The sequence below is a fragment of the Thalassotalea psychrophila genome, from assembly GCF_031583595.1.
GTDB lineage: Bacteria > Pseudomonadota > Gammaproteobacteria > Enterobacterales > Alteromonadaceae > Thalassotalea_A > Thalassotalea_A psychrophila.
The window spans coordinates 2,048,781-2,071,484 of sequence record NZ_CP134145.1 but is presented as its reverse complement, the minus strand read 5'-3'; the positions used below and the strand labels follow the sequence as shown (position 1 = coordinate 2,071,484).

The following is a 22,704-nucleotide window of genomic DNA, read 5'->3' as shown; positions in this document are numbered from 1 at the left end:
AACAGCCCGTAGGCAGGACTGTTTGGATTGAATAGCTGCAAATTATTTGAACGCCTTATTCCTATTGTGCTGCTCTGTCCAATCTTGCTTATGTGTAATAGGTACAATACCGTAAGGGTTAAACGACAAGTGGCTTGCATAATAATGGCGTTTGATATGCGCTTCATTTACCGTTTTAGCAATATTTGGCATTTGGTATAACTCCAACATAAAGTTATAAATGTTGTTGTATTGTTCAATCAATCTCAAGTTACACTTAAAGTGTGTATGATAAACGGAATCAAAACGAACTAATGTCACCCATAGTCGCCAATCAGCTTCAGTTAATTCATCGCCGGTTAAATAACGATTGTTAGCCAATATTTGTTCCACTTCGTCGAGCGCAACAAATAGCTCTGTTACATTTTTATCGTACGCTTCTTGCGTGGTAGCAAAACCACTTTTATATACACCATTATTGATTTTGTGATAAACCAATTCGTTTACTTCTTCAATTTTAGTGCGTAAACGTTCAGGATAAAAGTCTAAGGTATTGCCAGTAATGTCGTTAAACGCACTATTGAACATGCGAATAATTTCAGATGATTCGTTATTTACAATCACCTTATTCTTCTTGTCCCATAGTACCGGTACACTATTAACTCCAGTGTACTGTGGGTCTTGTGCTAAATACTTTTCAAAAATATATTCATCACCGTATAAATCATCACCTGTTGTGCCGTAAAGTTTTGCAGACTCTGCATCATGCTTAAAGCTCCAGCCTTTGTCATGCATATCAGGATTAACCACACTTACAGAGATTAAATTTTCCAGCCCTTTTAGTTGACGAAAAACCAATGTGCGATGCGCCCATGGACACGCTAATGACACGTATAAATGATAGCGGTCAGCTTCTGCTTGAAAACCACCACGTCCTGATATACCTGCACTACCATCTGGTGTTATCCAATTTCTAAATTGTGATTCTTTACGTTGATATTCACCGTCTTTTATACTGCTATTCCAGTTGCTTTTTACTGATGTCATAAGGATTCTCTTTGTCTACTCTGTATGTATGTTCGTTCTTAACAATCGATTAAATAATTCGGGTTACTTGATCAAAGCTAAGTCTAGGTCCACGCGGATAGTTACCAGATTTATCGCCGTAACCTAAGTTAATTAAGAAGTTAGATTTGTATCTACCTTCAGGGAAAAATTCGGCATCAACAGCGTTATTATCAAAGCCGCTCATAGGACCACAATCTAAACCCAACATGCGAGATGCAATAATTAAATATGCGCCCTGCATTGAACTATTCCTTTCTGCTGTTGCTTGACTAAATTCTGCGTTATTTTCAAACATTTCTTTTGCGTTAGGTATTGCCGGAAACTGCTCTGGCAAATGATTATAAAACTGAGTGTCACTAGCAATAATAACGGTTACCGGTGCGGCCAAACTTTTTTCTTTATTGCCCGGTAAAAGTGTTGAATTTAAACGTTGTTTAGCGTCATCTGTTTTAACAAAAACAAAATGCCCGGGCTGGCTGTTCATTGACGTTGGCCCCCACTTCATCAGTTCATAAAGTTGTTTTAATATTTCATCTGGTACGGGTGTTTTACTAAAAGAATTAAAAGTACGTGCGTTTATAAACGCTTGTTCTAATGCGTTGTTGCTAACAGATTTAGACATGTTGATTTCCTACAAAGTAAGTTACTGTGAATAATAAATTAATATTATTTGTTTTTTTTCATTTCAATAATTATGAAATGTGCATTATTGCCTTTTAAAGAAAACTTTAGTTTTCCTGGCTCTTTTAACTCTAATGAATCTCTTTCATTAAGCGCGGGGTAACCTTCAATATGCATACTGCCTTCAGCACAATTAATATAAGCCTGACGACCTGGCTTTAATTCAAACTCAACGGTTGCGTAAGAGTCTGTTAGCTCAGAAGCATATAAATTAACATCTGCATTGATATACAAAGGAGAGGTATCTTTATTTTTTGGGTTACCAACAATGTGTAATAATTTATTTTCTCGGTCCTTTAACTCAAACCCTTTATGGTTATAGCGAACAGCACCGCCTCGTTTTGGTGGCATAACCCAAATTTGTAAAAAACGACACCAGTCACCTTGTTTGTTCATTTCTGAGTGCCACACACCTGAGCCAGCTGAAATTGCTTGTACATGACCTCGGCCAATTGTTTCTTCTTTTTGGGTTACGCTATCCCAATGGGTTAATTTTCCTTTAACCACATAACTGATGATTTCCATGTCTTTATGAGGATGGCGACCAAAACCATCGTGAGGCTTAATATCATCATCGTTGAAAACTCTTAACGCACCAAAGCCCATGCGAGCAGGATCGTAGTAATTAGCAAATGAAAAATGAAAACGTGTATTTGCTGGGTGCATGTGACTACTAGGTAAATAATGTAATTCTGAGGCACTGATCTTTTGATAATCTGCGTTCATAATAATGTCTCTTCTATAAAGTTATTGCGATTTAGCGACCGTTATCTTGTAACGGTCACATCTTTCATACTGATTAAGCTAATCGTTGCTTGATTACGTTATCGAGTGATAACTTTCCTGCGCCACTCATCATTAATGAAATTGATACCGCAAATAGTGCCAGGCCAAACTCATAACCGTTGTCGGCCATAAATAGACCATTAGTAAAATGAACACTAAAGATGGCAACTAGCATAGTAATGCTTAGCATCAGTGCCACAGGGCGAACCAGCAAACCAACTAATAAAGCTAAACCACCAAAGAATTCTGCGCTACCGGCTAACAATGCCATGTAGTAACCTGGCTCTAAACCAATTGAATCCATCCACTGGCCGGTGCCTTCAAGACCGTAACCACCAAATAAACCGAATAGCTTTTGTGCGCCGTGAGCAATAAAAATAAACGCGATTGGAAATCTAAGTGCTAAAGTTGAAAATCCTGCGTCAGTTGAAACTAATTTTTTGATTAATGAAATATTCATATTCTGTCCAATATTTAAAATTTTAAAATGAGGCTGTAAGCCGCTGCATGTAAGTCTTAATAACTTGATGCAGAGATAATAAAATAAAATAGAAACAAAAAATAACGCAACGTTTTGATGATTAAGTTCAATTGTTTTGACCTATAGTAGCTAGCCATATTTAAAGTCTTTTGGATCAATAGGTTAAACCTATACTGGCATCGTCTTTTGAGTGTTAAGAGTAATTAATAAAGCGGTGATATAGGAGGTGACGACATGAAATTTGATATGTTCTTTTATGTTTGGACAAAAAAAGCCCCCAGCAATTGGATAGTCCAACTGTTGGGGGCACTTCAATATAGCTGATTTTATCGAACAATGCGCTTAACCAGTTAAATACACAACTCATATCAATTCAGCATACCGATAACACGTGTATTTAGCCAAGCATAGCTTGTTAAAACACTTTAGTAAGAACCTTTAACTTACTGTGAAGTGTTTTATGCACAGGGCATTTATCTGCGATGACTAAAAGTTTACTACGCTGTTCATCAGTAATATCTCCTATCAAACTTATTTGACGGTTAATGACTTCTGTATAGCCCTCTTTCTCTTCACAGTTTTGAGAATCTTCATGATAGTTTTTGCTATGGTTTAATGTCACTTTAATATCATCAAGCGGAATTTTTTTATGATCCGCATACATTCTTAACGTCATTACCGTGCAGGTACCTAGTGCAGCTAATAAATGTTCATAAGGATCTGGTCCAAGGTTATTTCCACCCACTTTTATAGGTTCATCAGCTAACCAATAATGGCTATCGCTAACCACGTTCAGAGTAAATTTATGATTCTTTTCAGACACAATAATACTACCTGTATCAGCTAATAAGTTTTGCTGCTCTGAGCTTTCTACTTCAATATATTTATTAGCCCAACTGGCGATCACCGTTGCAGCATACTCTGCATCGTCTTTATTCGACAAAAAGTGATCTGCTTTATCTAATGAAATAAAGCTTTTGGGATGCTTTACACTGGCGTAAATTTTTTCAGCTTGATTAATTGACACAACCGAGTCCATAGGACTATGCAAAACTAAGAGCGCTTTACCTTTAAGAGCAAAGTCATCTTTACTATTGTCATTTAAGTCATCAATAAATTGCTTTTTGATTGCAAACTCTCTGTAGCCCAACTTTACCTTAGCAATGCCGTTTTGGTTTATCTCATCAAGACTGTCCTGAAAATTATGTATTACATGATCAGCTTTTGCTGGAGCACCTATAGAAACAACGGCTTTTACAGATTCAATGCTATTGGCTACCGCGAGCACGGCAGCACCGCCTAGGCTATGACCAATAAGTAACTGCGGGGCCAAGTAACTTTCTTTTAAAAATTCGGCTGCGGATCTTAAGTCTTCTAGGTTAGAAGTGAAATTTGTGTTAGAAAAATCGCCATCACTATTACCTAACCCAGTAAAATCAAAACGTAATACCGCTATACCTTTTTCAACTAAGGCACGAGAAATTCTTGACGCAGCAGCAATGTCTTTACCACAAGTAAAACAATGAGCAAATAATGCATAAGCTTTCACATCATTTGCTGGAAATTCTAACAAGCCGGACAAACGAGTGCCGTTACTCATAAAGTCAACTTTTTGTCGCATGTTCTTACCCTTTTCTTAAAGTGAAAAAAATTCTTTATCGTCACCAGGTATGCTGGCAAAGCGCTGTTTTTTCCAATCATCTTTGGCTTGCGCAATACGCTCTTTATTAAACGATACAAAATTCCAATAAATGAAAGGTACTTTTTCAAACTTATCGCCACCTAACATAACAAAGCGAGAGTTTTCAGCCAGCGTAATGTGACTATCTCCAGGCTCTAAAAGAATAAATTGATTAGGCCCAAATGTTTCGCCATCAATGATGATGTTGCCATACACTATGAATATTGCTGTTTCTTGCGCAGGATTGGGGATGGCTAATTCACTTCCTTTGTTTGCGAGCACATCTACATAAAACATTGCTGAATACGTTTTTATTGGCGAGCTTAAGCCATATGCTTCACCCGCAACAACTCTCATCATTACGCCATCTTCTATGCTTGTTGGTAAACTTTGCTTTTTAACGTGTGTAAAAGAAGGAGCAATCTCTGCCATGTTTTCAGGTAACGCCACCCAGCACTGTAAACCACTCACTGAATGCTGCTTGCCACGGACTTCAAATGTCTCTCGCTCAGAATGTACAATGCCAGAGCCAGCAGTCATCCAGTTAACATCACCGGGAAATATTTCTAAATTATTACCAAGTGAGTCTCGATGTAAAATACTGCCATCAAATAAATACGTAAGTGTCGACAAGCCAATATGAGGGTGAGGTTTAACGTCAATCCCCTGCCCAGCTGGAAAGTTACTCGGTCCCATTTGGTCAAAGAAAATGAACGGCCCAACCATACGCTTTTGTTGATGAGGTAAAATGCGCTTAACATCTAAACCGCCTATATCATGCTCTGTTGCTTTAAGTACCTTAGCCATTATTATCTTGCCTATTTAATATGATTTGATTGACGTTACTGTATGCATTCAAATATTAGTTTCTTTGAATATGTACATGCACCCATTACCTTTTAAAAAAACCAGATAGCTCAATTACAGTATCTGGGTTTCTTTAATTTTATTCTTCAACTGCTGTTAAATATAGCTGATGGACACTGTGACTAACCTAAGCGTTGCTTTAAAAGGTTATCAAGCGATAACTTTCCTGCACCACTCATCATTAATGAAATTGATACTGCGAATAATGCCAGGCCAAACTCATAACCGTTGTCAGCCATAAATAAGCCATTAGTAAAATGAACACTAAAGATGGCAACTAGCATAGTAATGCTTAGCATCAGCGCCACAGGGCGAACCAGCAAACCAACTAATAAAGCTAAGCCACCAAAGAATTCTGCGCTACCGGCTAATAATGCCATGTAATAACCTGGCTCTAAGCCGATTGAATCCATCCACTGGCCGGTGCCTTCAAGACCGTAACCACCAAATAAACCGAATAGTTTTTGTGCGCCGTGAGCAATAAAAATAAACGCGATTGGAAATCTAAGTGCTAAAGTTGAAAATCCTGCGTCAGTTGAAACTAATTTTTTGATTAATGAAATGTTCATAATATTTTTCCTAAGTTCGATGTTTCTGAATAATGAAGCTATTATATTTAAAGAAGTTAATGAATAATAACGATCAAATTTGAACAATTAATTCAAAAGGATTGATGTATGAATTCCCCCATTACACTTGATGCGTTAAAAGTACTAGACGCAATTGAACGTAAGAAAAGCTTTGCTGCTGCCGCAGACGAGCTTTTTCGTGTCCCGTCTGCAGTTTCTTATACGGTAAATAAACTAGAAGAAGATCTTGGCGTTGAGTTATTTGATCGTTCAAAGCGTAAAGCACAGTTAACTCCCGTTGGAACAATGCTTATCGATCAAGGCAGGTTAATTTTAAAAGCGACCGATGAACTTACACGGCTGGCTCAACAATCAGCTAATGGTTGGGAGGCAGAGTTGCGTATTTGTATTGACAGTATTTTATTATTCAAACCTATTTATGCATTAATCGCTCAGTTTCAACAGGAATACCCGTGGATAAATATTCGAGTAACTGAAGAAGTACTAGGCGGCACTTGGGACTCTTTAATTGCTGATAGCACAGATCTCATTATTGGTGCTACAGGTGAGTCCCATAATAGAGACTTTAACGTACAATCGTTAGGTGAAATTGACTTTGTCTTTGCCGTTGCAAAAGATCATCCGTTAGTTGATGAACCAGTACCGATCTCAGACAGAGCAATAAAGCAATACTCTTCGATTGTGGTTGCCGATAGTTCTCGAGGTTTACCTAGTCGTTCAGAGGGTCTACTCGATGGACAATCACGTATAACTGTACCTACTGTGCAAAAAAAGATAGAAGCTCATCTACTAGGTGTAGGGATCGGATTTCTGCCGGTTCACCGCATTCAGGATGAGCTTGAATCTGGGGAACTTGTTTCCTTACAGCTAGCAAGTTATGAGAGCAGAACTAACCAGTTGATAATGGCATGGAATAAAGATAATCAAGGCAAAGCACTCGCTTGGTTTATTGAAAAAATACAGGCTATATCGGATAAATTAATATAGTAATTTTTGCGACAAAACTTATTGCCGCCCTTGGCAGTTTGCATTCCTTCATCCATGAAGCAAAAAAGCCAACCTATTAACTATAGGTTGGCTTTTATTATATCTCTTTTATTAAATTGTTTTACACAAACGCCGCTTTGTTTTGTGAGATAAACTCTTTAAGAGTTGTTAAAGGGCGACCTAGTAATGTCTCACCATCAGGGCTGATAACTGCCGCTTGATTAGTTGCAAACACTTCAAATAATTCCAACATACCTTCTGCTTGCCATTGTGGCCAGCCGGTTGATAATAGCGAATCTAACGTTTGTTCTTGCGAAGGAGAAATATAAGCAACTTCTTTACCCGTTACATCAGCAAATACTTGAGCCATTGCATCACCAGTTAATAATTCTGGACCGGTAATGTTATAGGCTTTATTAGTATGGCCAACTGTTGTTAAAATATTTGCTGCAATTTCACCAATATCAGCAACATTTAATGGGGCTAAGCTACCTTCTCGAATACCAAAATATAATCCGCCTTGTTTAACTCCATCAGCCCAACCAAAGAAGTTATCTTGGAAGAATATTGTGCGTAAGTGAGTCCAGTTAAGGCCTGATTGCTCTAGGTATTTTTCACCTGCTCTAAATTGACGTCCAAATAAAATTGACTCATATTCAGCGCCAAACACTGAGTAAAATACAAATTGTTCAACACTTCCTGCTTGAACTGCAGCATCAATTGCATTCTTAGCATGTTGCTCTCTTTCTTCAACATTGCCAGGTATCATAAATACCTTAGTTACACCTTGATATGCGGCAGTTAATGTTTCTGGCTTATTAAGATCAATGATCACAGTTTCAATTGCTGGAAACTTGCGTTTAAGTTCAGCGGCTTTATCAGCGCTACGAACCGCTGCACGGATAGTGTCTTTTGTTTGCTTCTTGTTAATTATTGCATCGATAGTCGCAACACCGTTATTACCTGCTGCACCAATGATTAATGTAGTTTGATTGTTCATAAATTTTCTCCAAAGTGATTTTAACATTTCGTTTTACCTTAAGGCTATGCGCCTTTTTGTGTGTAGTGTTCGTTCGATGGAGGTATATTAATGTAATCTATTGATTAAAAAAAACGCAATGATTTGATGATTCAATTCAATTTATTTGAACTAACAGGAATTTCTAAAGAAGTGTTGCATATAATTGAAACGAATAAGCAAACAGCCCGTTAATAACGGGCCGCTTTATACTTTGCACATTTATTTTCAAGCAGAGCTTCAATAACTTACCAACTTATGTAAGTTGTTAAACAATTTACACTAAATAATAAGTATAAAAATTTTGACCGACTATATTTATAGGTAACTGTCGATTTATTTGTGAATTCGGCAAGTCACTAATAACAATCCTTAAATATAAATATCATTTAGCATGGGAAAGACTAAATATGATGAAGTTTAACTACAATATTCTTACAGTTGCTTTGGTAGTTACCGCTACAGCTTGTGCAACAGCAAGCTCAGAAACTACAGCTAAGGCTGAGCCAGTAGCAGATACAGGGCCTTCAGCAATTGAAAAAGCCGAGCTTAGTAAACGAGACTATCTAACGCCGCCAGTAAATTTTGAAATCAAACCACGTCCAAAAGATAAAAATGAATTTCCAAAGTTTGTCGATTACTTATTAGAAGTAATGCATCCTCGCTCAGAAGCCGAAATGGTCGGCGATGCAGAAATGATGGCGAAATATAAAGGCGTCCATAATATCGACTCCATTGTGATTGCAGCACCTGGTTTTCCAGCAGACATCACCATGAAGCAGTACGAAGAATATATGGAGCATTTTCGTGAAAACCAATTCACTTCAATGTCGGTAACGGTATCAAATGGTAGTGATAAATCCGTTGAAGAAGTATTTGATAGGATTGAAACCTTTAACAAATACATTAGTGATAATAGTGACCGGTATCATCAAATTAAAAGCGTGGCTGATTTTGATATAGCCTTAAAGGCAGGAAAATTAGCGCAATTTTATAACTTTCAAAGTATGAATGCCTTCGGCGGCGAAATTAGCAATATTGAAAAATACTATAACTTAGGCTTAAGGACCGCTAACTTCACCTACAATCAAGACAATATTTGGGGTGGTGGTACTGTTTCAAATGAAGATGGCAGTAATGATGGTGTGACCGACTTAGGCAAGCAGGCCATTAATGAAATGAACCGGGTTGGCATGGTGGTTGATTGTTCTCATTCATCAGATCAAACCTGTTTTGACGCAGCATCAATTACCTCGCGCCCAATGATAATGTCGCATTCAAATAACGCTACTTTACAACCCATTGGTCGTAATAACTCAGATAAAGCAATGAAAGCTGTTGCTGCAACTGGTGGTGCGATTTGCATTAACTTTATCGGCGGTTTTTTAAACCCGCAAGGTATGGCGCGCCCTATGGATATTGCCAAACATATTGAATATGTAGGTAATATTTCCGGCAGAGAGCACGTTTGCGCAGGTTCAGACTTTGTATATAACTACGCAGGTACATTAATGTGGATTTTAAACAATCCAGATGCATTCCCTGAATCTATGGGTTACGCCTCTCCATCTCATATGGGTATGCCAGGGGAAATTTGGGGCGTAGTACGAGCACTAGAAGAAATTTACGGTTGGAATGAAAATGAAATCAAAGGCTTGTTGGGGGGTAACCTCATTCGGGTTTATAAAGCTAACTGGCAATAAAATGATCAACAAACACAATGACAAGCAGAGCAGTTTCCACTGCTCTGATTTTTTTCCGTTTTATTTTACACTTTGCTTCTGTCGAAATTGGCTTGGCGTCATTCCCTGCCAACGTTTAAACGCACGGGTAAAATGCGCAATAGAGCTATAGCCTAGATCAGCGGCAATTTCTACAACGGTATCATCACTCTTTGATAAACGTTTTTTGGCAATATCAAAGCGCATTTTCCCTATTAAATCTCGATAGCTTAACCCTTCATTTTGCAAGTAACGCTGAATGCTGCGTTTGCTTTTACCGGTGATCAGCGCCGCATCAGTAATAGAAGGGACAAAGCTTTTAAAGTGTGGCGCTAGCATTGCTTGCAGCGTGTCTTTGAATTTTCCTAGAGTTATTTGTTCAAGATTGATCTCACTTTGTTTTTGCTTAAATGGGTTTGGTTTTAACGCATACTGGTGTTCGATAAAAACCTTAGTACAAGACTGCCCCCGAAATACTTGTGTACCCAAGATCATTTCCGCTTGATCCGCCGTTGCATCGAGCCGCTCAAACCATACCATTTGTGGCCGCCAGGAGTTACCAGCATAGATGCGAACTAGAGATACAAACACCGCAATAACGTATTGCTCCATCACATTCTTACCTAATGGTAAATGCTCAGTGGACTGATGACAAAGCCAAACTCCTTCACTGGTCTTCTCGGTCCAATTTTTTGCTTCATTAACAATAGCATTAACCGACTCACAAAAAATTTGCAGGCAATGAAATAGCGTTTCGCCCTCAACTTTCATCTTTTCAACAATATTGGAAATATGCTCCAAGCCACCTAATTCAACAATTCGATAACCCAGTGCGGGCATTTTATAATCACGTTCAACAATCGCCATCAGTTTCCTAAGTGCCATACCAGCAATCAGTAACTCTTCATCATTTTCAATATCAAAGGGGATATGAGCCTGCTCTAGCACCTTGTGTACAGGTGCATGAATTTCCCGCAAAACCTCAATTATCGGGTAAATTAATTTCGCTCTCAATAAGTGTGTACTAGCCATAATACCCCTGCTCGTTATCAACACGGCTTCAGTGATGAAGTATTAACAATTCTGTAACCAAACGTAATGGCGCAAAATGGTAAACCAAAATCGTTACCTTCATCCTATTATAGCTTCAGAAATTTTCAAGGACTAAATACAAGGTTACTTGGAATAGTAATAAATCTTAAATTAAATAGGAATATTTACCATGAATAAATCAATATTAGCGTTAACAGTAGCAGCCGTATTTTCTGCCGGTGCAATGGCTGCAAAAATCGAACTTACCGATGATGTACATGGTAAGTACTACAACTCTTACGGTAAAACTGATGCACAAATTACCGAGCGTATTAAATTCTTGGTTGATGTATCAAATCCACGCACTGAAGAAGACCGCGCAAAAGATAATGCCACTATTAAACGTTATAAAGATGCGATAGTGATAAACACATTGCACGTAACTACCGCAGGCTTTGCTGGCGCCGATGAAGCCTCTTATGAACAAGCACTTTGGAACTCTTATGAGCACAACATTACTCTAGAATCAGCAACCGTATCTAACGGTGATGCTAAGTTAGTTGGTGCCTCTCCAGTGGACAATGCAATACGTGCAAAAGCTGTTGTTGACTCATTGGATCACACTATGCATGTCGATTCAGTCGAAGATATTTATAGCGCCAAGAAAAATGAACAATTAGGCGTAGTGTACAATATTCAAGGCTCAGATTTTATTGACCCACTGACTATGGAAGATCAGGTTATTGAGATGAAGAACGCGGGTATTTTAACCGCCAACTTTGCCTATAACGTTGACAACCACTTAGCTACCGGTGGTAACAAAAGCCGTACAGAGGCCGATAAAGGCTTAACAAATACGGGTAAAGCCCTGGTTAAAATGTACAACAAACATAATATTATTGTTGATTGTTCTCATTCATCAGATAAAACCTGTTTAGATGCCGCTAAAATTACTACATTGCCGATGATAGCATCGCATTCTAACGCACAAGGTGTGCACGATGTATCACGTAATATTTCAGATGAAGCGATTATTGCCATAGCCAAAACTGGTGGAACTATTTCACCGACATTCTTAGGCCCATTTATGAATGATGAAGGTACAGCCTCATCAGAAGACATTGCTATCGCGATTAATTATGTGGCAACAGTTATCAGTGAAAACACTGACTTAGACGGTCGTAAACACGTAGGTTTTGCTGCAGACTTTACTCACACCCTAGCCGATGCCTTTGAAGTAATCGTACGTAGCCCTGAGCGTTACCCACCAGAGTCTGGTTATGCAACACCGGCTGAACAAGCTTTTGCTTCTGACATTTGGGGTGCGGTACCAGTATTAGAGCAAAAATACGGTTGGTCTGAGCAAGATATTCGCGGCGTACTTGGTGAAAACGTGTTACGTGTATACAAACAAGTTTGGTCAAAAAGTTAATAACCAAATTAATTCACTGACAATTCAATTGATAGCTAAGATAATGATCGAAGGCGATAAAAGCCCTTAGTTATCAAACTTAAAAATAAAACGCCGCTAAATTTCTTAGCGGCGTTTTACTTTATTTTATTGTAAATAGACTTCAACTAATATTTCAACATTGCGGATACATTAAAATAAGTGAGCTCTAAATTGATTTATCGTTTCTTTACGCTGGGTAAATTACGATAATCTTTTGGCGTTATCCCACTCCATTGCTTAAATGCGCGAGTAAAATGCCCAGGAGAGCTGTAATTTAACGCAGTAGCAATGTCGGTAATTTTATAGTCAAAATTAAGTAACCATTCTTTAGCGAACTCAAAACGAATTCGCGCAATAATTTCTTTATAGTTGGTGCCCTCTTTTGCGAGTCGTCGCTGTATTTGTCTTAACGACAAGCCTATTTTTTCGGGTACTTCTTTTAGTTCGGGTAACTTAACCCGTCGATAAGGCAACAGTGCCTGATATAATGTTTCAGCAAAGGTTTCCGGCAAAATTGCTTCGCCTTGAGTGACAATTTGTTTCCCTAGCAATTGTGGGTTCAATTTGCCTAAAATTGAATCAGGAATATAGAATCCGGTATATAAGTTATTTTCAGAAATCATTGCATGAGGGTAATATTGCTTAAATATTTTATGCTTATCTTGCTGAACTAAGGTGATCAATTTAGGTGACCACTTCTTCAAAGTGAACACTCTAAGCAAGCGCAGCATATTGGCAAATACAACCTGCTCCATTGGAACCACACCGTATTTCGGGTCAAATTCACTTCGTCCACGGATAAACCAAGCGCCCTTACTTTGTTTAGTCAACCAAAACTTACCATGTGACGAAACGCTATTACGCATATAAATAAAATTTACCAGTGCATCATAAACGCTATTCGATTGATGGCTTATTTGTTGCATTATTGGATCAAGTATCGATAATTTTTGCTGCTCATCGATATGAAATCCAAACGCCCTATCTTGAGTTTGATCATAAGCAAGTTGCATTAACTTCCACCAGGGATACGCTGGCAGCTTTTGTGCTTTATTTTCTAATAACGACAATGGAATTTCTGCTTGTTCCATCAAATCTATAACAGGTGCATTTATGTGCTGCAGATAACGAATTACCGGCATAGCTACTGTAGAGTCAATCAAATGCAACGAACGTTTCATGCCAATTCCCTAAACTGACGAATGTAAATGTGTTGTTAAACGTATTTAACATGTAAAAATTTTGTAACCTTTAGACAAGCGGCATCTAATGGTAATTTTTAATCTGTTGTAACTGTAGAATGAAATCATCAACGGTACAAGGACAAACGCCATGTTCTTTGCTTACCAAGATTAACATTACTATCAACAACGAGGTACGTTTATGAAATTAAGTAAAATCGCATTAGGATTATCAGTAGTAATAGCTTTTTCAGTAAATGCGCATGACATAGGTCAAAAACACGAACACGTTAAGAATGGTTGGAACGCTAAAGCTGGTTTTGTATCTGATGTAGACTACAAATCGAACCTTTGGAGCCCTCGCGGAAAGTCCAAAGAAGAACTAATCAAACGAGCTGTTTGGTTAGCCGAAAAATACGACCTAGTCCGTACCTCAGAGCAGCAAGCTCGCGCTGATAACTCTCGAGCTAAATACAAAGATGCCATTGCAATTAATTCTATGTTGCCTTCGTCTGTCGGTATTATTGGTAACACTTATGAATCATTTACTAAGGGTGTAAAACGCAACCAAGATGCGGGCATGTCATTGACTGGAGGTACTGTTTACGCCTTCCCTGCGGCAATTCCTGAAGGTGGTAGTGCTTATAGCGTTACAAAAGCATCTGATAAAGTAATTGAAGATCAAGGAATGATCAAAGTTAACGGCGTTGCCGATATCCGCAGAGCAAAAGCTGAAGGTAATATGGCGGTTATGTACAACACTCAAGGGGCAGATTACGTTGCTGACGATTTAGCGGGCCATGCGCATAAATCATACGAGCACGGCATACGTTCAATGAACTTTACCTACAACAACAACAATATGTTAGCAGGTGGTGGTTCAACACAAGATTTAGGTTTAACTGACTTAGGTAAACAGTGGGTTGTTGAAGCGCAAAAATCCGGTATTTTAATTGATGTATCTCACTCATCAAATCAAGCCGCAATTGATGCTGCAAAAATAGCAACTAAGCCAATTATTGCCACGCATTCAAATTCACAAGCGTTATACGATGTATCTCGTAACATGTCAGATGAAGCGATTAAAGCGGTTGCATCAACGGGCGGTGTCGTTTGCCCTACAGGTGTTGGTATGTTCTTGAATGAAGAAGCCGATGCATCACCAGAGCGATATGTAGAACATGTTGTCTATATTGCTGAATTGATTGGTAAAGAACGCGTATGTTTCGCAACTGATTATGTTCACAACATTTTAGATTTCTACAAACGTGATGTAAGTAATACCGATGTATACCCACCTGAGCTTGGGTTTGGCGCACCAATTAGCAACATTGCACCAGAAAACATTTGGGATGTGGCTGCAATACTAGAAAGTAAGTATGACTGGTCTGAAAAAGAAATAACTGGTTTCCTAGGTGAAAACCTAATGCGTGTTTATGAAGCTAACTGGAAGTAATAAATCAGTCATTGAATTACACAATTTAATCTTGAAATAAACCCTAAGGTGTTTTTATGAAAACCCAAATAACCATACTAGCGTTAACCATGTCTGTTGCATTCAGTTCATTTAGTTATAATGCGGGCGACGAAGCAAAGGTCCAAAATACAGGCGTTCATCAAGGTTACAGTGCTACTGCCGACCAATATGAAGTAGATGGCAAGGTAATAAGTAATGTTGATACTAAAGCAACGTTATGGAACCCGCGCGGTAAAACCGAACAGCAACTACAAGAACGTGGTAAATTTTTAGGAGAAGCCTATGATTTAAGCCGCAGTAAAGAGCAACAAACACGTGCTAAAAAAGCACAAACAAAATACCAAGATGCCATCTATATAAACTCAGTAATGATTGGCTCGGTTGGTATGGTGTGGATGCCAGAGGTAACATTTGCCGATGGCATACAGCGTAATTTAGATTCCGGTGCGTCTGCCGTTTCAGTTACGGCCTTTGCTTACCCAGGTGATGGTGAAATGCCAGTGATGGAACGATTAGATCGCTCTCGAAAAATTATTGATAGTAACGATGACTTTGTGTTGATTGATGGGGTTGATTCAATTTTACAAGCAAAAAAAGACGGAAAAATTGCGGTTATCTTCAACACTCAGGGCACCGACTATGCCATTGATGACCCATCGCAATTAGATGAAGCGTATAAACGCGGCGTACGTGTTACCAACATGATCTATAACAACGACAACGCCCTTGCTGGCGGTGGTTCTAAACAAGCATCTGGCTTAACCAACTTAGGTAAAGAGATGGTGCAAAGAGCGAATAAACTCGGCATGGTAATGGATTGTTCGCATTCATCTAACCAAACCTGTCTGGATGTGGCAAAAACAAGTACCAAACCAATTGTTGCATCACACTCTAACCCTGACAAGTTACAAGTTATGGGTCGTAATATGTCAGATGAAGCAATGAAAGCAGTTGCTTCTACTGGTGGCGCTATTTGTAGTGTTGGGGTTGGTATATTTATGAATGAAGACTTAGACTCTTCGCCAGAACGATTGGTTGAACAAATTGTTTATACGGCCAATTTAATCGGTAAAGATAAAACCTGCTATGCCACCGATTATATGCACAACGCCAGTGACTTCTTTATGAAAGGTGTACGTCAATATGAAGTATTTCCTCCAGAAAAAGGCTTTGGCGCACCAGCAACTAATATCGCTTCTGAACACATTTGGGATATCGTAGCCATTCTTGAGCAAGATCATGGTTGGAGTGAAGTTGAAATCCGTGGCTTCTTAGGCGAAAACCTACTACGCGTATATAAAGCCAACTGGAAATAAATTATTCTTTCTTGCACTAATGAGCAAAGCCGATGGGATTCGTTCATTATTGTTCCAATAATATCTTTTTAAATGGCGTTAAATGGTAATTAATTATTCCTTCATGCCGTTATAATTAATTTAAAGACAACTGTGTAACCTCAACGTTTTGGAGTTTTTATGATCAAACAATTTTTTACAGTACTAGCCCTTGTATTAGTATTTTCGGGCTCTGCTTTTGCAGCAGACAAAGAAGACAACCGTCACTTTATGTTTATTGGCGAGCCTAATGCCGCTGCATGGAAATATTTAATAGATAACCCTGCCGACCGTAAATCATCTGTTGAGGGTGCGTTTAAGGCCCTTGGTGGAGAGGTTATAAGCTATTACTTTGGTTTAGGCGATGGTAAAAACTACATTACCGTGACTATTCCTAATGATAATGAGTTAATCCAAGCAATTTATTTAATGCGCTTACCGTCTGGATTATTAAATTCGTATAAAGTTGTAGAGTTAATGCCGTCTGAGCAAATGACTAAAGCTTTGATTAAAACGAAAAAAATGCTAGATAACGATACAACGTTATAAAAATAACCGTAAAGTTACGATAGTCAAAAACGGAGCCATTGGCTCCGTTTTTGTGTTATTTAACCACGATTACCTTTGCGCAAACCTTTGTTGATGCACAAACATAATGGTCACGCCTGCTAGAAATGACCCTGATGCCATGAACAGTGCCACATTAGTTAAAGGTAAACCGGCAGCAAATAAGAAACCAGGGATCATAGGTCCAAGTACCGCACCACCACGACCAAGGCCAAGCACTAATCCAGAGCCTGAGCCAAGTAATGACGATGGAAAAGACGTAGCAAACAACCCAAAGAACCCTGAAATAGCAGCAAAAATAAATGTACCCGTGAAAAAGCCTATTTGTTTCATGCTTGCCAATGTATCAGTGAAATAAGGGAATGATGCAACTCCGATAGCAGCGCAAATAAGACAAACAATCATTAGCATTTTAATCGGCACAAACCGTGAAATAACGCCCATACCAATTGAACCAACTACGCCGCCTAGGCTGATAACACCTAACACTGTAGTCGCCTCAGAGGCACTATGACCAAGATCAGAAACAATCGTTGGTAACCATTTAACAAAGTAGTAATAGGTTCCGATGTTACCAAAATAAGCAAAAATAAGAATAATAGTCGTCGCCAACATGCCACCTTTGAACAGGTTTTTAACACCAACGGGTTCTGCATTATGTGCTTCTATTGGCTTTAAGGCTGCTGGCGCTGAATGCCCTAAGCGCTGCATAATTTTTTGAATGTGCGCTAATGCGCCTTTTGGCTGCTTACGCTCTAAAAACGATACCGTTTCTGGTACTAATGCATACACCAAAGGAATAAAAACTAGACTTAACACTGCACCTAAATAAAAAGTAATGCGCCAGTCGTATTGCTTTAATAATGGTGCTAAGAATGTTGCCCCTAAATAAACACCGAAAGCAAAGCCACCAGCAACTAATGTTACTGCCAGTGCTCGGTTTTTGTTATTACAATAATCACTCGAAGTTGCTGTTGCTGCTGCCAACAAACCACCGATACCAATACCAGTGAATACTCGGGAAATACCTAACACCCAGACATTAGGCGACATACCCGCAACGGCCATACCAACGGTTAAAATGACAAGACCAGATAACATTATGGGCCTTCTACCATAAGTGTCGGCCAATGCCCCCATAAATATTGAACCTAGTGCCATCCCAACTAATTCAAGCGGTAAAATGATCCCTAAAACCGTTTTAGAAAGCCCCCACTCCGCCGTCATACCTGGCGCTGCAAACGCAATCGCTAATACATCGTAGCCATCCAGAGCTAATATGCCGATACAAATCGCGACAACATACCATTGTCTAATTTTCATCGGTTCGTTTTGAAGCTGATCAAGCGCTCCTGTTGCTGTATTCATTTTATCCCCTAGCTTTAATTAATGATATTTAAGCCGATATATGGCTGATCATATTTTTATTGTTTTTATATTACTAATTTAACTTACACCAACTGATTTACTCTTCATTTGGCATTAAGTGCATTTTTGTTGTTTTCATTACACTTATTTAACTTACAGCATTTGTTTTACAATTTACTTAGTAAAGGTGGTCGTTATTTACAATTTACACGTCAATTTAGCCATCGCTATACATTTATTGAACACTAGTAGCAATAGCCGGTACATTAGCAAGCTAGTGACTATGATTTGATACAATGGGGATCATTGCATCACAAAGGTGCCCGTACCTTTTATGCCGTGCCTAAAACCACCATGTTAAACGTACAGATGTCATTGTTGAATCGGCGTCATAGCCAAGGCTGTCGAACGAGTAATGGCTTTGGGCCAGGCCTAATGATAATGATCTAGAAATATGGACGTTGATACCGTAACTGAAAAACATATCTAAACCACTGTCAGAATTAAGCTTTTCACCATCAGAGCACAAAATAAAGCAGACATCTGGTTTTCTAAGTTCAGTATCCCAGTAATATATTCCTAACTTTCCTACCAGATCAACATGCTGGTTTAATGGATAGTGAGCAACTCCAGCCAGAGAATAAGAGTCCAGTTCAAATTGACTGTTCGAGTCAACTTGTTCGGAATATCCATAAAACCCGCCAAACTCAACGGCAAAAATGGTATTAAATTTAGCGCCAATGTAGAACTCCATACCCAAATCATCATCCAACTCGCTCACACCTGTATCCCAATTGCCTAAACCAATACCTATATAGGGTTTCAGCTCAAATGTTTGCTCTACTGTTTCACTAGTCTGTGCCTTTGCGGTGATTACAACTGTGGCGTAAAACATCATAAATATCAGCATAGTGAGTTGATGGTTGGATAATTTCGCTGGTGTTAATTGGCAAATTAGGGCTTTAAATGATTGTAAATAGTTACGAAACACTAAAAAACCACGCTTCCTATTGAACAGTAACTGATAAAGAATTGCTAATAACATAATTCATTCCCGCTTGCTGTGTGCCATAACTACACTGTTGCAAGCATCTTACCAATCATGAATTAAAAATAACCCGTTGTTACATAAAGAAATTATTATTAATGTTGAATATTATCAGCAACTACAACTTAAGCACTTTTGCCCATAAAAAGTACATTTATGTTATTCAAACTAGATAGAACAGTACCTGAATACCCATCTTTGCTGAATCATTAAGATTCCGGTACGGTGAAATAGAAACGGAGCCGTTAGGCTCCGTTTTATTCAGTTGTTAGCTTGGTTGGGCTTACTAATATTTCAAACCAAGGGTAAATTGCACATAACGAGGTCGTTGATACGATACAGGCAAACCAAAATCAGGGTTTTGAATTGGTTGTAATGTATTAGGATCAAACGCTTGACCGGTTGGGTTATATCGACTTGGTGTTGATTTATTTAAGATATTAAATACGTCGATACTGGCATGAGTTTCTACACCAGCTATGGTGGTATTGTATTTAAGGTTTAAATCAAGCACGAAGGTGTTTTTGGTTGTACCATGTGAACCACGAGGACTTGGCACCGAGATATAATCCGGGTTTTCCATATCGTCACTTTCAGGATCCACTTCTAGGCAGTAAAATGCCGTAGGTCCATAACCAGGAGGCACGGTGTTACTTGGATGGAAACCCATACAGTTTTTCGGACGACCAGACATTAACGAGCTATTAAAACCAACGGTTAACTCATCTGTAATGGCATAGGCACCACTTAACTTTAATTGATGGCGCTTATCATTAGGTAAATTACCCGCTGAGTTGTCAACCAAGCCTGGAAAGTCAAAACTTTGAGTAATGCCCGAATCAAATTGCCCAATATCAGAGTTTACTGAACCTTCATAGTTACCCCAGGAATGCGACCAGGTATAACTGGCTCGTAATGACCAGTCGTCTTGCCATGGGCGTTCTATGGTGAAATCCCACGCGATATACTTACGCTCCATATCTGGATAGCCTAAGTCTTCGCTCGGTAATTTCCATTTTTGGAATTCACCAGGACCATCTCCGTCAGGATCTGCCCACATGGTAACATCACTACCAGGGTTAGTAACCACGTAGTAATTACCGTAACAGGTGGTACACTCAATACCTTGTGCTTCAGCAGCTTTTGCCAGTGCATGATCGACAGTAACATCTTCAATACCGGTGATCAAATCACGGTAAGTCACTTTAGCACCCCAGGTAAAATCGTCTAAAAATGATTGACTAAAGGCAACTTGAAACTCATCTTGTTGCATTGCTTCAATACTTGAGTCGAGTAATTGCTTGGTATCCTTAACGCTACCATCGTTAAATGTGGTAACACGGTCTAATTCCAAACCTTCTGGCACCAAGGTCGTAGGATCTATTCCAGTGAAGGTGTAATCTATAATTTGAAAACGCTCACGACCCGCTAAACGCACGTTGGTGTTGGTAGCAATCGGTAAGAAGAAACGACCGTAACTAGCGGTTACTTTCATGTCGCCATTACCTGTTGGATCCCAGGCAATACCTAAACGAGGGGCAATTTGGTCGGTCATTTTCACATATGAATCGCCTTCGGCATTTTTGTTGTTGAATTGATCATAACGCAAACCAAGGTTTAGGGTAACGTTATCGGCTACTTCCCATTTATCTTGAATATAAAGCGCCATAGATTCGGTTTCAAACACACCACTGTTTTCAAAAATTGTTTGTCGAACTAAATCAGAGTCGGCAACTTCTAAACCTTCACCTGTTTCTAAATAGTCAAATAACACACCAGTATCAAAAGAGTAACTGTAGCTGCCATCACCACTTGGGTCGCTTAAGTCATCTACGGTAATAATTTCGTAATCCAAACCAAAACGCAGTTCGTGATCACCTAAGTAATAGTCAAAATCGATACGTAATTGCTCACGGGTATCATCTTGAATTTGTACACCAGTCGTAATTGGCCCTTGTAAGCGTCGTCCTGTAGAACGGTCGGTAATTACAGATAAATCTGCATTGGTCACCGGTTTAGTGTTTTGCTTACTATTGGTTTGTCCGTACATAACACTAACGTTTAAATCATCGTTAATGATATAACCGTATTTAGCAGCAAAACTTAAACCACCTTTTTCAACATCATACACCCCTGTGCTACTACCAAATTTTGGCTGTACCACACGACCGTATTCGGCATGGAAAATATTATTATTTATGTATTGACCTTTAACATTATTAATAGGATCGTAGGCTTCAATAGTCACCTCCTCTGTTCGTTCATCAGAGAAAAAGGTTAATTCTAGCGTTTGATCATCGTCAATATACCAGTCAAGCTTACCGCCATAGAAGGCATCGTCTGTTTCATTGGTACTATAAGTCCAGTTACCGGTATTTTCACGAGTTTGAAAAATTGGGTTATACATGCCATAGAAAAACACCTTATCTTCAATAAGTTCGCCACTTGCCCAAAGGTTAACATCGGTTCTATCTTGAATTACGCCTTCGTTATATTGCAGGTATTGGTTAACAAATTTATCGACACCTTCTGCGGTACGATAAACGTTTGGCGCATTTTCACGCAAGCTGTCAGGTCGATAAACCACATTAAGACCGCCTTTAAACTCTTTATCACCTTTTTTGGTGGTTGCAGAAATAACACCACCGGTTGAGCGGCCAAATTCAGCTGAATAACCACCCGTTAATATCGACACATCGTCATACATATCAAATGGAATACGACTAAATCCAACGGCATTACGAGCATTGGTTACGTTTAAACCATTAACATAGTACGTGTTTTCTGCAACCGACGAACCACCAAACGACACTAAGTTACCAAAAGCGTTATCACCTTTATTTACCCCTGGTGCAAGGGCTGCAACAGATGAAATATCACGTGATACAGGTAAACGTGCAATTTCTTCGGCGTTAATTTCTAGGCTCGAAGTCGTTGAGGTAGTATCGAGTAAGGCAACCGATGAGCCACGAATTTCAATGGTTTCAATACCTTCAATATTCATGATCATTTCTAGGTTAGTTTTATCACCAACCCCAACATTCACACCTTCTTGTTCAGCAATGCTGTAACCATCTTTAGTGGCGTAAATATTATAAGTTCCGCTTGGCAATAATGGAAAACGGAACTTTCCATCTTCGTTTGAAGTAACTTGTCTGGTTAATCCGGTTGCCGAATTGATGATGGTCACTTCTACCTGGCCAATAATAGCCCCGTTTGAAATAATGGTCTCACCAACAATTTGACCAGAGGTATTGCTGGCATAAACTGGAGCAGTCGCTAATATACTGGTAATGGCGATCGCTGCCAGAGACTTTCTAAAAGTCTGTTTTAAATTTTTATTATTCATAATTTTCTCTCTGAATTTCTTATAATTTGTCACTAA

General features: G+C 38.9%; 19 protein-coding genes. 6 read left to right on the top strand and 13 right to left on the bottom strand.

Annotated features, from left to right (window positions below; genetic code table 11):
• Positions 1–42 precede the first annotated feature (42 nt).
• The 7 genes from RGQ13_RS08260 to RGQ13_RS08230 form a co-directional block, all read right to left on the bottom strand.
• The gene (locus RGQ13_RS08260; protein WP_348393080.1) at positions 43–1,026 is read right to left on the bottom strand and encodes a glutathione S-transferase family protein; all 984 of its coding nucleotides are present in this window, start codon (positions 1,024–1,026) and stop codon (positions 43–45) included.
• A 49-nt stretch (positions 1,027–1,075) separates the two neighbouring features.
• Complete coding sequence (locus tag RGQ13_RS08255; protein WP_348393079.1) at positions 1,076–1,669, bottom strand: malonic semialdehyde reductase; 594 nt, start codon at positions 1,667–1,669, stop codon at positions 1,076–1,078.
• Positions 1,670–1,713: 44 nt separating this feature from the next.
• Complete coding sequence (locus RGQ13_RS08250; protein WP_348393078.1) at positions 1,714–2,454, bottom strand: pirin family protein; 741 nt, start codon at positions 2,452–2,454, stop codon at positions 1,714–1,716.
• A 73-nt stretch (positions 2,455–2,527) separates the two neighbouring features.
• On the bottom strand, positions 2,528–2,974 hold the full coding sequence (locus RGQ13_RS08245; RefSeq protein WP_348393077.1) for a DoxX family protein: 447 nt from the start codon (positions 2,972–2,974) through the stop codon (positions 2,528–2,530).
• Between the two features lie 436 nt (positions 2,975–3,410).
• Positions 3,411–4,616, bottom strand: a complete 1,206-nt coding sequence (locus RGQ13_RS08240; protein ID WP_348393076.1) for a bifunctional alpha/beta hydrolase/OsmC family protein — start codon at positions 4,614–4,616, stop codon at positions 3,411–3,413.
• Positions 4,617–4,631: 15 nt separating this feature from the next.
• A complete protein-coding gene (locus RGQ13_RS08235; RefSeq protein WP_348393075.1) occupies positions 4,632–5,483 on the bottom strand; it encodes a pirin family protein in 852 nt (283 codons plus the stop codon).
• 182 nt (positions 5,484–5,665) lie between these two features.
• The gene (locus RGQ13_RS08230; protein WP_348393074.1) at positions 5,666–6,112 is read right to left on the bottom strand and encodes a DoxX family protein; all 447 of its coding nucleotides are present in this window, start codon (positions 6,110–6,112) and stop codon (positions 5,666–5,668) included.
• Positions 6,113–6,220: 108 nt separating this feature from the next.
• On the opposite strand from RGQ13_RS08230, the gene RGQ13_RS08225 reads away from it, so the two are divergent.
• A complete protein-coding gene (locus RGQ13_RS08225) occupies positions 6,221–7,120 on the top strand; it encodes a LysR substrate-binding domain-containing protein (RefSeq protein ID WP_348393073.1) in 900 nt (299 codons plus the stop codon).
• A gap of 121 nt (positions 7,121–7,241) precedes the next feature.
• On the opposite strand, the gene RGQ13_RS08220 is transcribed toward RGQ13_RS08225, so the two are convergent.
• Positions 7,242–8,120 carry an SDR family oxidoreductase gene (locus RGQ13_RS08220; protein ID WP_348393072.1) on the bottom strand — a complete coding sequence of 293 codons (879 nt, stop codon included), beginning with the start codon at positions 8,118–8,120 and terminating at the stop codon, positions 7,242–7,244.
• A 428-nt stretch (positions 8,121–8,548) separates the two neighbouring features.
• Between RGQ13_RS08220 and RGQ13_RS08215 the strand changes: the two genes are divergently transcribed.
• Complete coding sequence (locus RGQ13_RS08215) at positions 8,549–9,841, top strand: dipeptidase (protein WP_348393071.1); 1,293 nt, start codon at positions 8,549–8,551, stop codon at positions 9,839–9,841.
• A 60-nt stretch (positions 9,842–9,901) separates the two neighbouring features.
• On the opposite strand, the gene RGQ13_RS08210 is transcribed toward RGQ13_RS08215, so the two are convergent.
• A complete protein-coding gene (locus RGQ13_RS08210) occupies positions 9,902–10,891 on the bottom strand; it encodes a helix-turn-helix domain-containing protein (protein WP_348393070.1) in 990 nt (329 codons plus the stop codon).
• Positions 10,892–11,081: 190 nt separating this feature from the next.
• Between RGQ13_RS08210 and RGQ13_RS08205 the strand changes: the two genes are divergently transcribed.
• Entirely contained in the window at positions 11,082–12,323 is a 1,242-nt protein-coding gene (locus tag RGQ13_RS08205; protein ID WP_348393069.1) for a dipeptidase, read from the top strand.
• A 197-nt stretch (positions 12,324–12,520) separates the two neighbouring features.
• Here RGQ13_RS08205 and RGQ13_RS08200 read toward each other — a convergent pair whose 3' ends face one another.
• Positions 12,521–13,525, bottom strand: a complete 1,005-nt coding sequence (locus tag RGQ13_RS08200; RefSeq protein ID WP_348393068.1) for a helix-turn-helix transcriptional regulator — start codon at positions 13,523–13,525, stop codon at positions 12,521–12,523.
• A gap of 202 nt (positions 13,526–13,727) precedes the next feature.
• Here RGQ13_RS08200 and RGQ13_RS08195 point away from each other — a divergent pair, with 202 nt between their 5' ends.
• The 3 genes from RGQ13_RS08195 to RGQ13_RS08185 all read left to right on the top strand — a co-directional run bounded on the left by RGQ13_RS08195 (position 13,728) and on the right by RGQ13_RS08185 (position 16,885).
• Complete coding sequence (locus RGQ13_RS08195; RefSeq protein WP_348393067.1) at positions 13,728–14,981, top strand: dipeptidase; 1,254 nt, start codon at positions 13,728–13,730, stop codon at positions 14,979–14,981.
• 56 nt (positions 14,982–15,037) lie between these two features.
• Entirely contained in the window at positions 15,038–16,318 is a 1,281-nt protein-coding gene (locus RGQ13_RS08190; RefSeq protein ID WP_348393066.1) for a dipeptidase, read from the top strand.
• Between the two features lie 159 nt (positions 16,319–16,477).
• Positions 16,478–16,885 carry a hypothetical protein gene (locus tag RGQ13_RS08185; protein WP_348393065.1) on the top strand — a complete coding sequence of 136 codons (408 nt, stop codon included), beginning with the start codon at positions 16,478–16,480 and terminating at the stop codon, positions 16,883–16,885.
• Between the two features lie 69 nt (positions 16,886–16,954).
• Here the strand turns inward: RGQ13_RS08185 and RGQ13_RS08180 are convergent, their stop codons facing one another.
• The 3 genes from RGQ13_RS08180 to RGQ13_RS08170 form a co-directional block, all read right to left on the bottom strand.
• Entirely contained in the window at positions 16,955–18,271 is a 1,317-nt protein-coding gene (locus RGQ13_RS08180) for an MFS transporter (protein ID WP_348393064.1), read from the bottom strand.
• A 343-nt stretch (positions 18,272–18,614) separates the two neighbouring features.
• Positions 18,615–19,316 carry an outer membrane beta-barrel protein gene (locus tag RGQ13_RS08175; protein WP_348393063.1) on the bottom strand — a complete coding sequence of 234 codons (702 nt, stop codon included), beginning with the start codon at positions 19,314–19,316 and terminating at the stop codon, positions 18,615–18,617.
• Positions 19,317–19,605: 289 nt separating this feature from the next.
• Positions 19,606–22,668 (bottom strand): TonB-dependent receptor, encoded by a 3,063-nt coding sequence (locus tag RGQ13_RS08170; RefSeq protein ID WP_348393062.1) that lies wholly within the window; start codon positions 22,666–22,668, stop codon positions 19,606–19,608.
• Positions 22,669–22,704 lie beyond the last annotated feature (36 nt).

What these genes read in the sequence shown, in the direction of transcription:
- RGQ13_RS08260 (WP_348393080.1), bottom strand. Translation starts at nt 1,026, where the DNA reads ATGACATCAGTAAAAAGCAACTGGAATAGCAGTATAAAAGACGGTGAA.
- RGQ13_RS08255 (WP_348393079.1), bottom strand. Translation starts at nt 1,669, where the DNA reads ATGTCTAAATCTGTTAGCAACAACGCATTAGAACAAGCGTTTATAAAC.
- RGQ13_RS08250 (WP_348393078.1), bottom strand. Translation starts at nt 2,454, where the DNA reads ATGAACGCAGATTATCAAAAGATCAGTGCCTCAGAATTACATTATTTA.
- RGQ13_RS08245 (WP_348393077.1), bottom strand. Translation starts at nt 2,974, where the DNA reads ATGAATATTTCATTAATCAAAAAATTAGTTTCAACTGACGCAGGATTT.
- RGQ13_RS08240 (WP_348393076.1), bottom strand. Translation starts at nt 4,616, where the DNA reads ATGCGACAAAAAGTTGACTTTATGAGTAACGGCACTCGTTTGTCCGGC.
- RGQ13_RS08235 (WP_348393075.1), bottom strand. Translation starts at nt 5,483, where the DNA reads ATGGCTAAGGTACTTAAAGCAACAGAGCATGATATAGGCGGTTTAGAT.
- RGQ13_RS08230 (WP_348393074.1), bottom strand. Translation starts at nt 6,112, where the DNA reads ATGAACATTTCATTAATCAAAAAATTAGTTTCAACTGACGCAGGATTT.
- RGQ13_RS08225 (WP_348393073.1), top strand. Translation starts at nt 6,221, where the DNA reads ATGAATTCCCCCATTACACTTGATGCGTTAAAAGTACTAGACGCAATT.
- RGQ13_RS08220 (WP_348393072.1), bottom strand. Translation starts at nt 8,120, where the DNA reads ATGAACAATCAAACTACATTAATCATTGGTGCAGCAGGTAATAACGGT.
- RGQ13_RS08215 (WP_348393071.1), top strand. Translation starts at nt 8,549, where the DNA reads ATGATGAAGTTTAACTACAATATTCTTACAGTTGCTTTGGTAGTTACC.
- RGQ13_RS08210 (WP_348393070.1), bottom strand. Translation starts at nt 10,891, where the DNA reads ATGGCTAGTACACACTTATTGAGAGCGAAATTAATTTACCCGATAATT.
- RGQ13_RS08205 (WP_348393069.1), top strand. Translation starts at nt 11,082, where the DNA reads ATGAATAAATCAATATTAGCGTTAACAGTAGCAGCCGTATTTTCTGCC.
- RGQ13_RS08200 (WP_348393068.1), bottom strand. Translation starts at nt 13,525, where the DNA reads ATGAAACGTTCGTTGCATTTGATTGACTCTACAGTAGCTATGCCGGTA.
- RGQ13_RS08195 (WP_348393067.1), top strand. Translation starts at nt 13,728, where the DNA reads ATGAAATTAAGTAAAATCGCATTAGGATTATCAGTAGTAATAGCTTTT.
- RGQ13_RS08190 (WP_348393066.1), top strand. Translation starts at nt 15,038, where the DNA reads ATGAAAACCCAAATAACCATACTAGCGTTAACCATGTCTGTTGCATTC.
- RGQ13_RS08185 (WP_348393065.1), top strand. Translation starts at nt 16,478, where the DNA reads ATGATCAAACAATTTTTTACAGTACTAGCCCTTGTATTAGTATTTTCG.
- RGQ13_RS08180 (WP_348393064.1), bottom strand. Translation starts at nt 18,271, where the DNA reads ATGAATACAGCAACAGGAGCGCTTGATCAGCTTCAAAACGAACCGATG.
- RGQ13_RS08175 (WP_348393063.1), bottom strand. Translation starts at nt 19,316, where the DNA reads ATGTTATTAGCAATTCTTTATCAGTTACTGTTCAATAGGAAGCGTGGT.
- RGQ13_RS08170 (WP_348393062.1), bottom strand. Translation starts at nt 22,668, where the DNA reads ATGAATAATAAAAATTTAAAACAGACTTTTAGAAAGTCTCTGGCAGCG.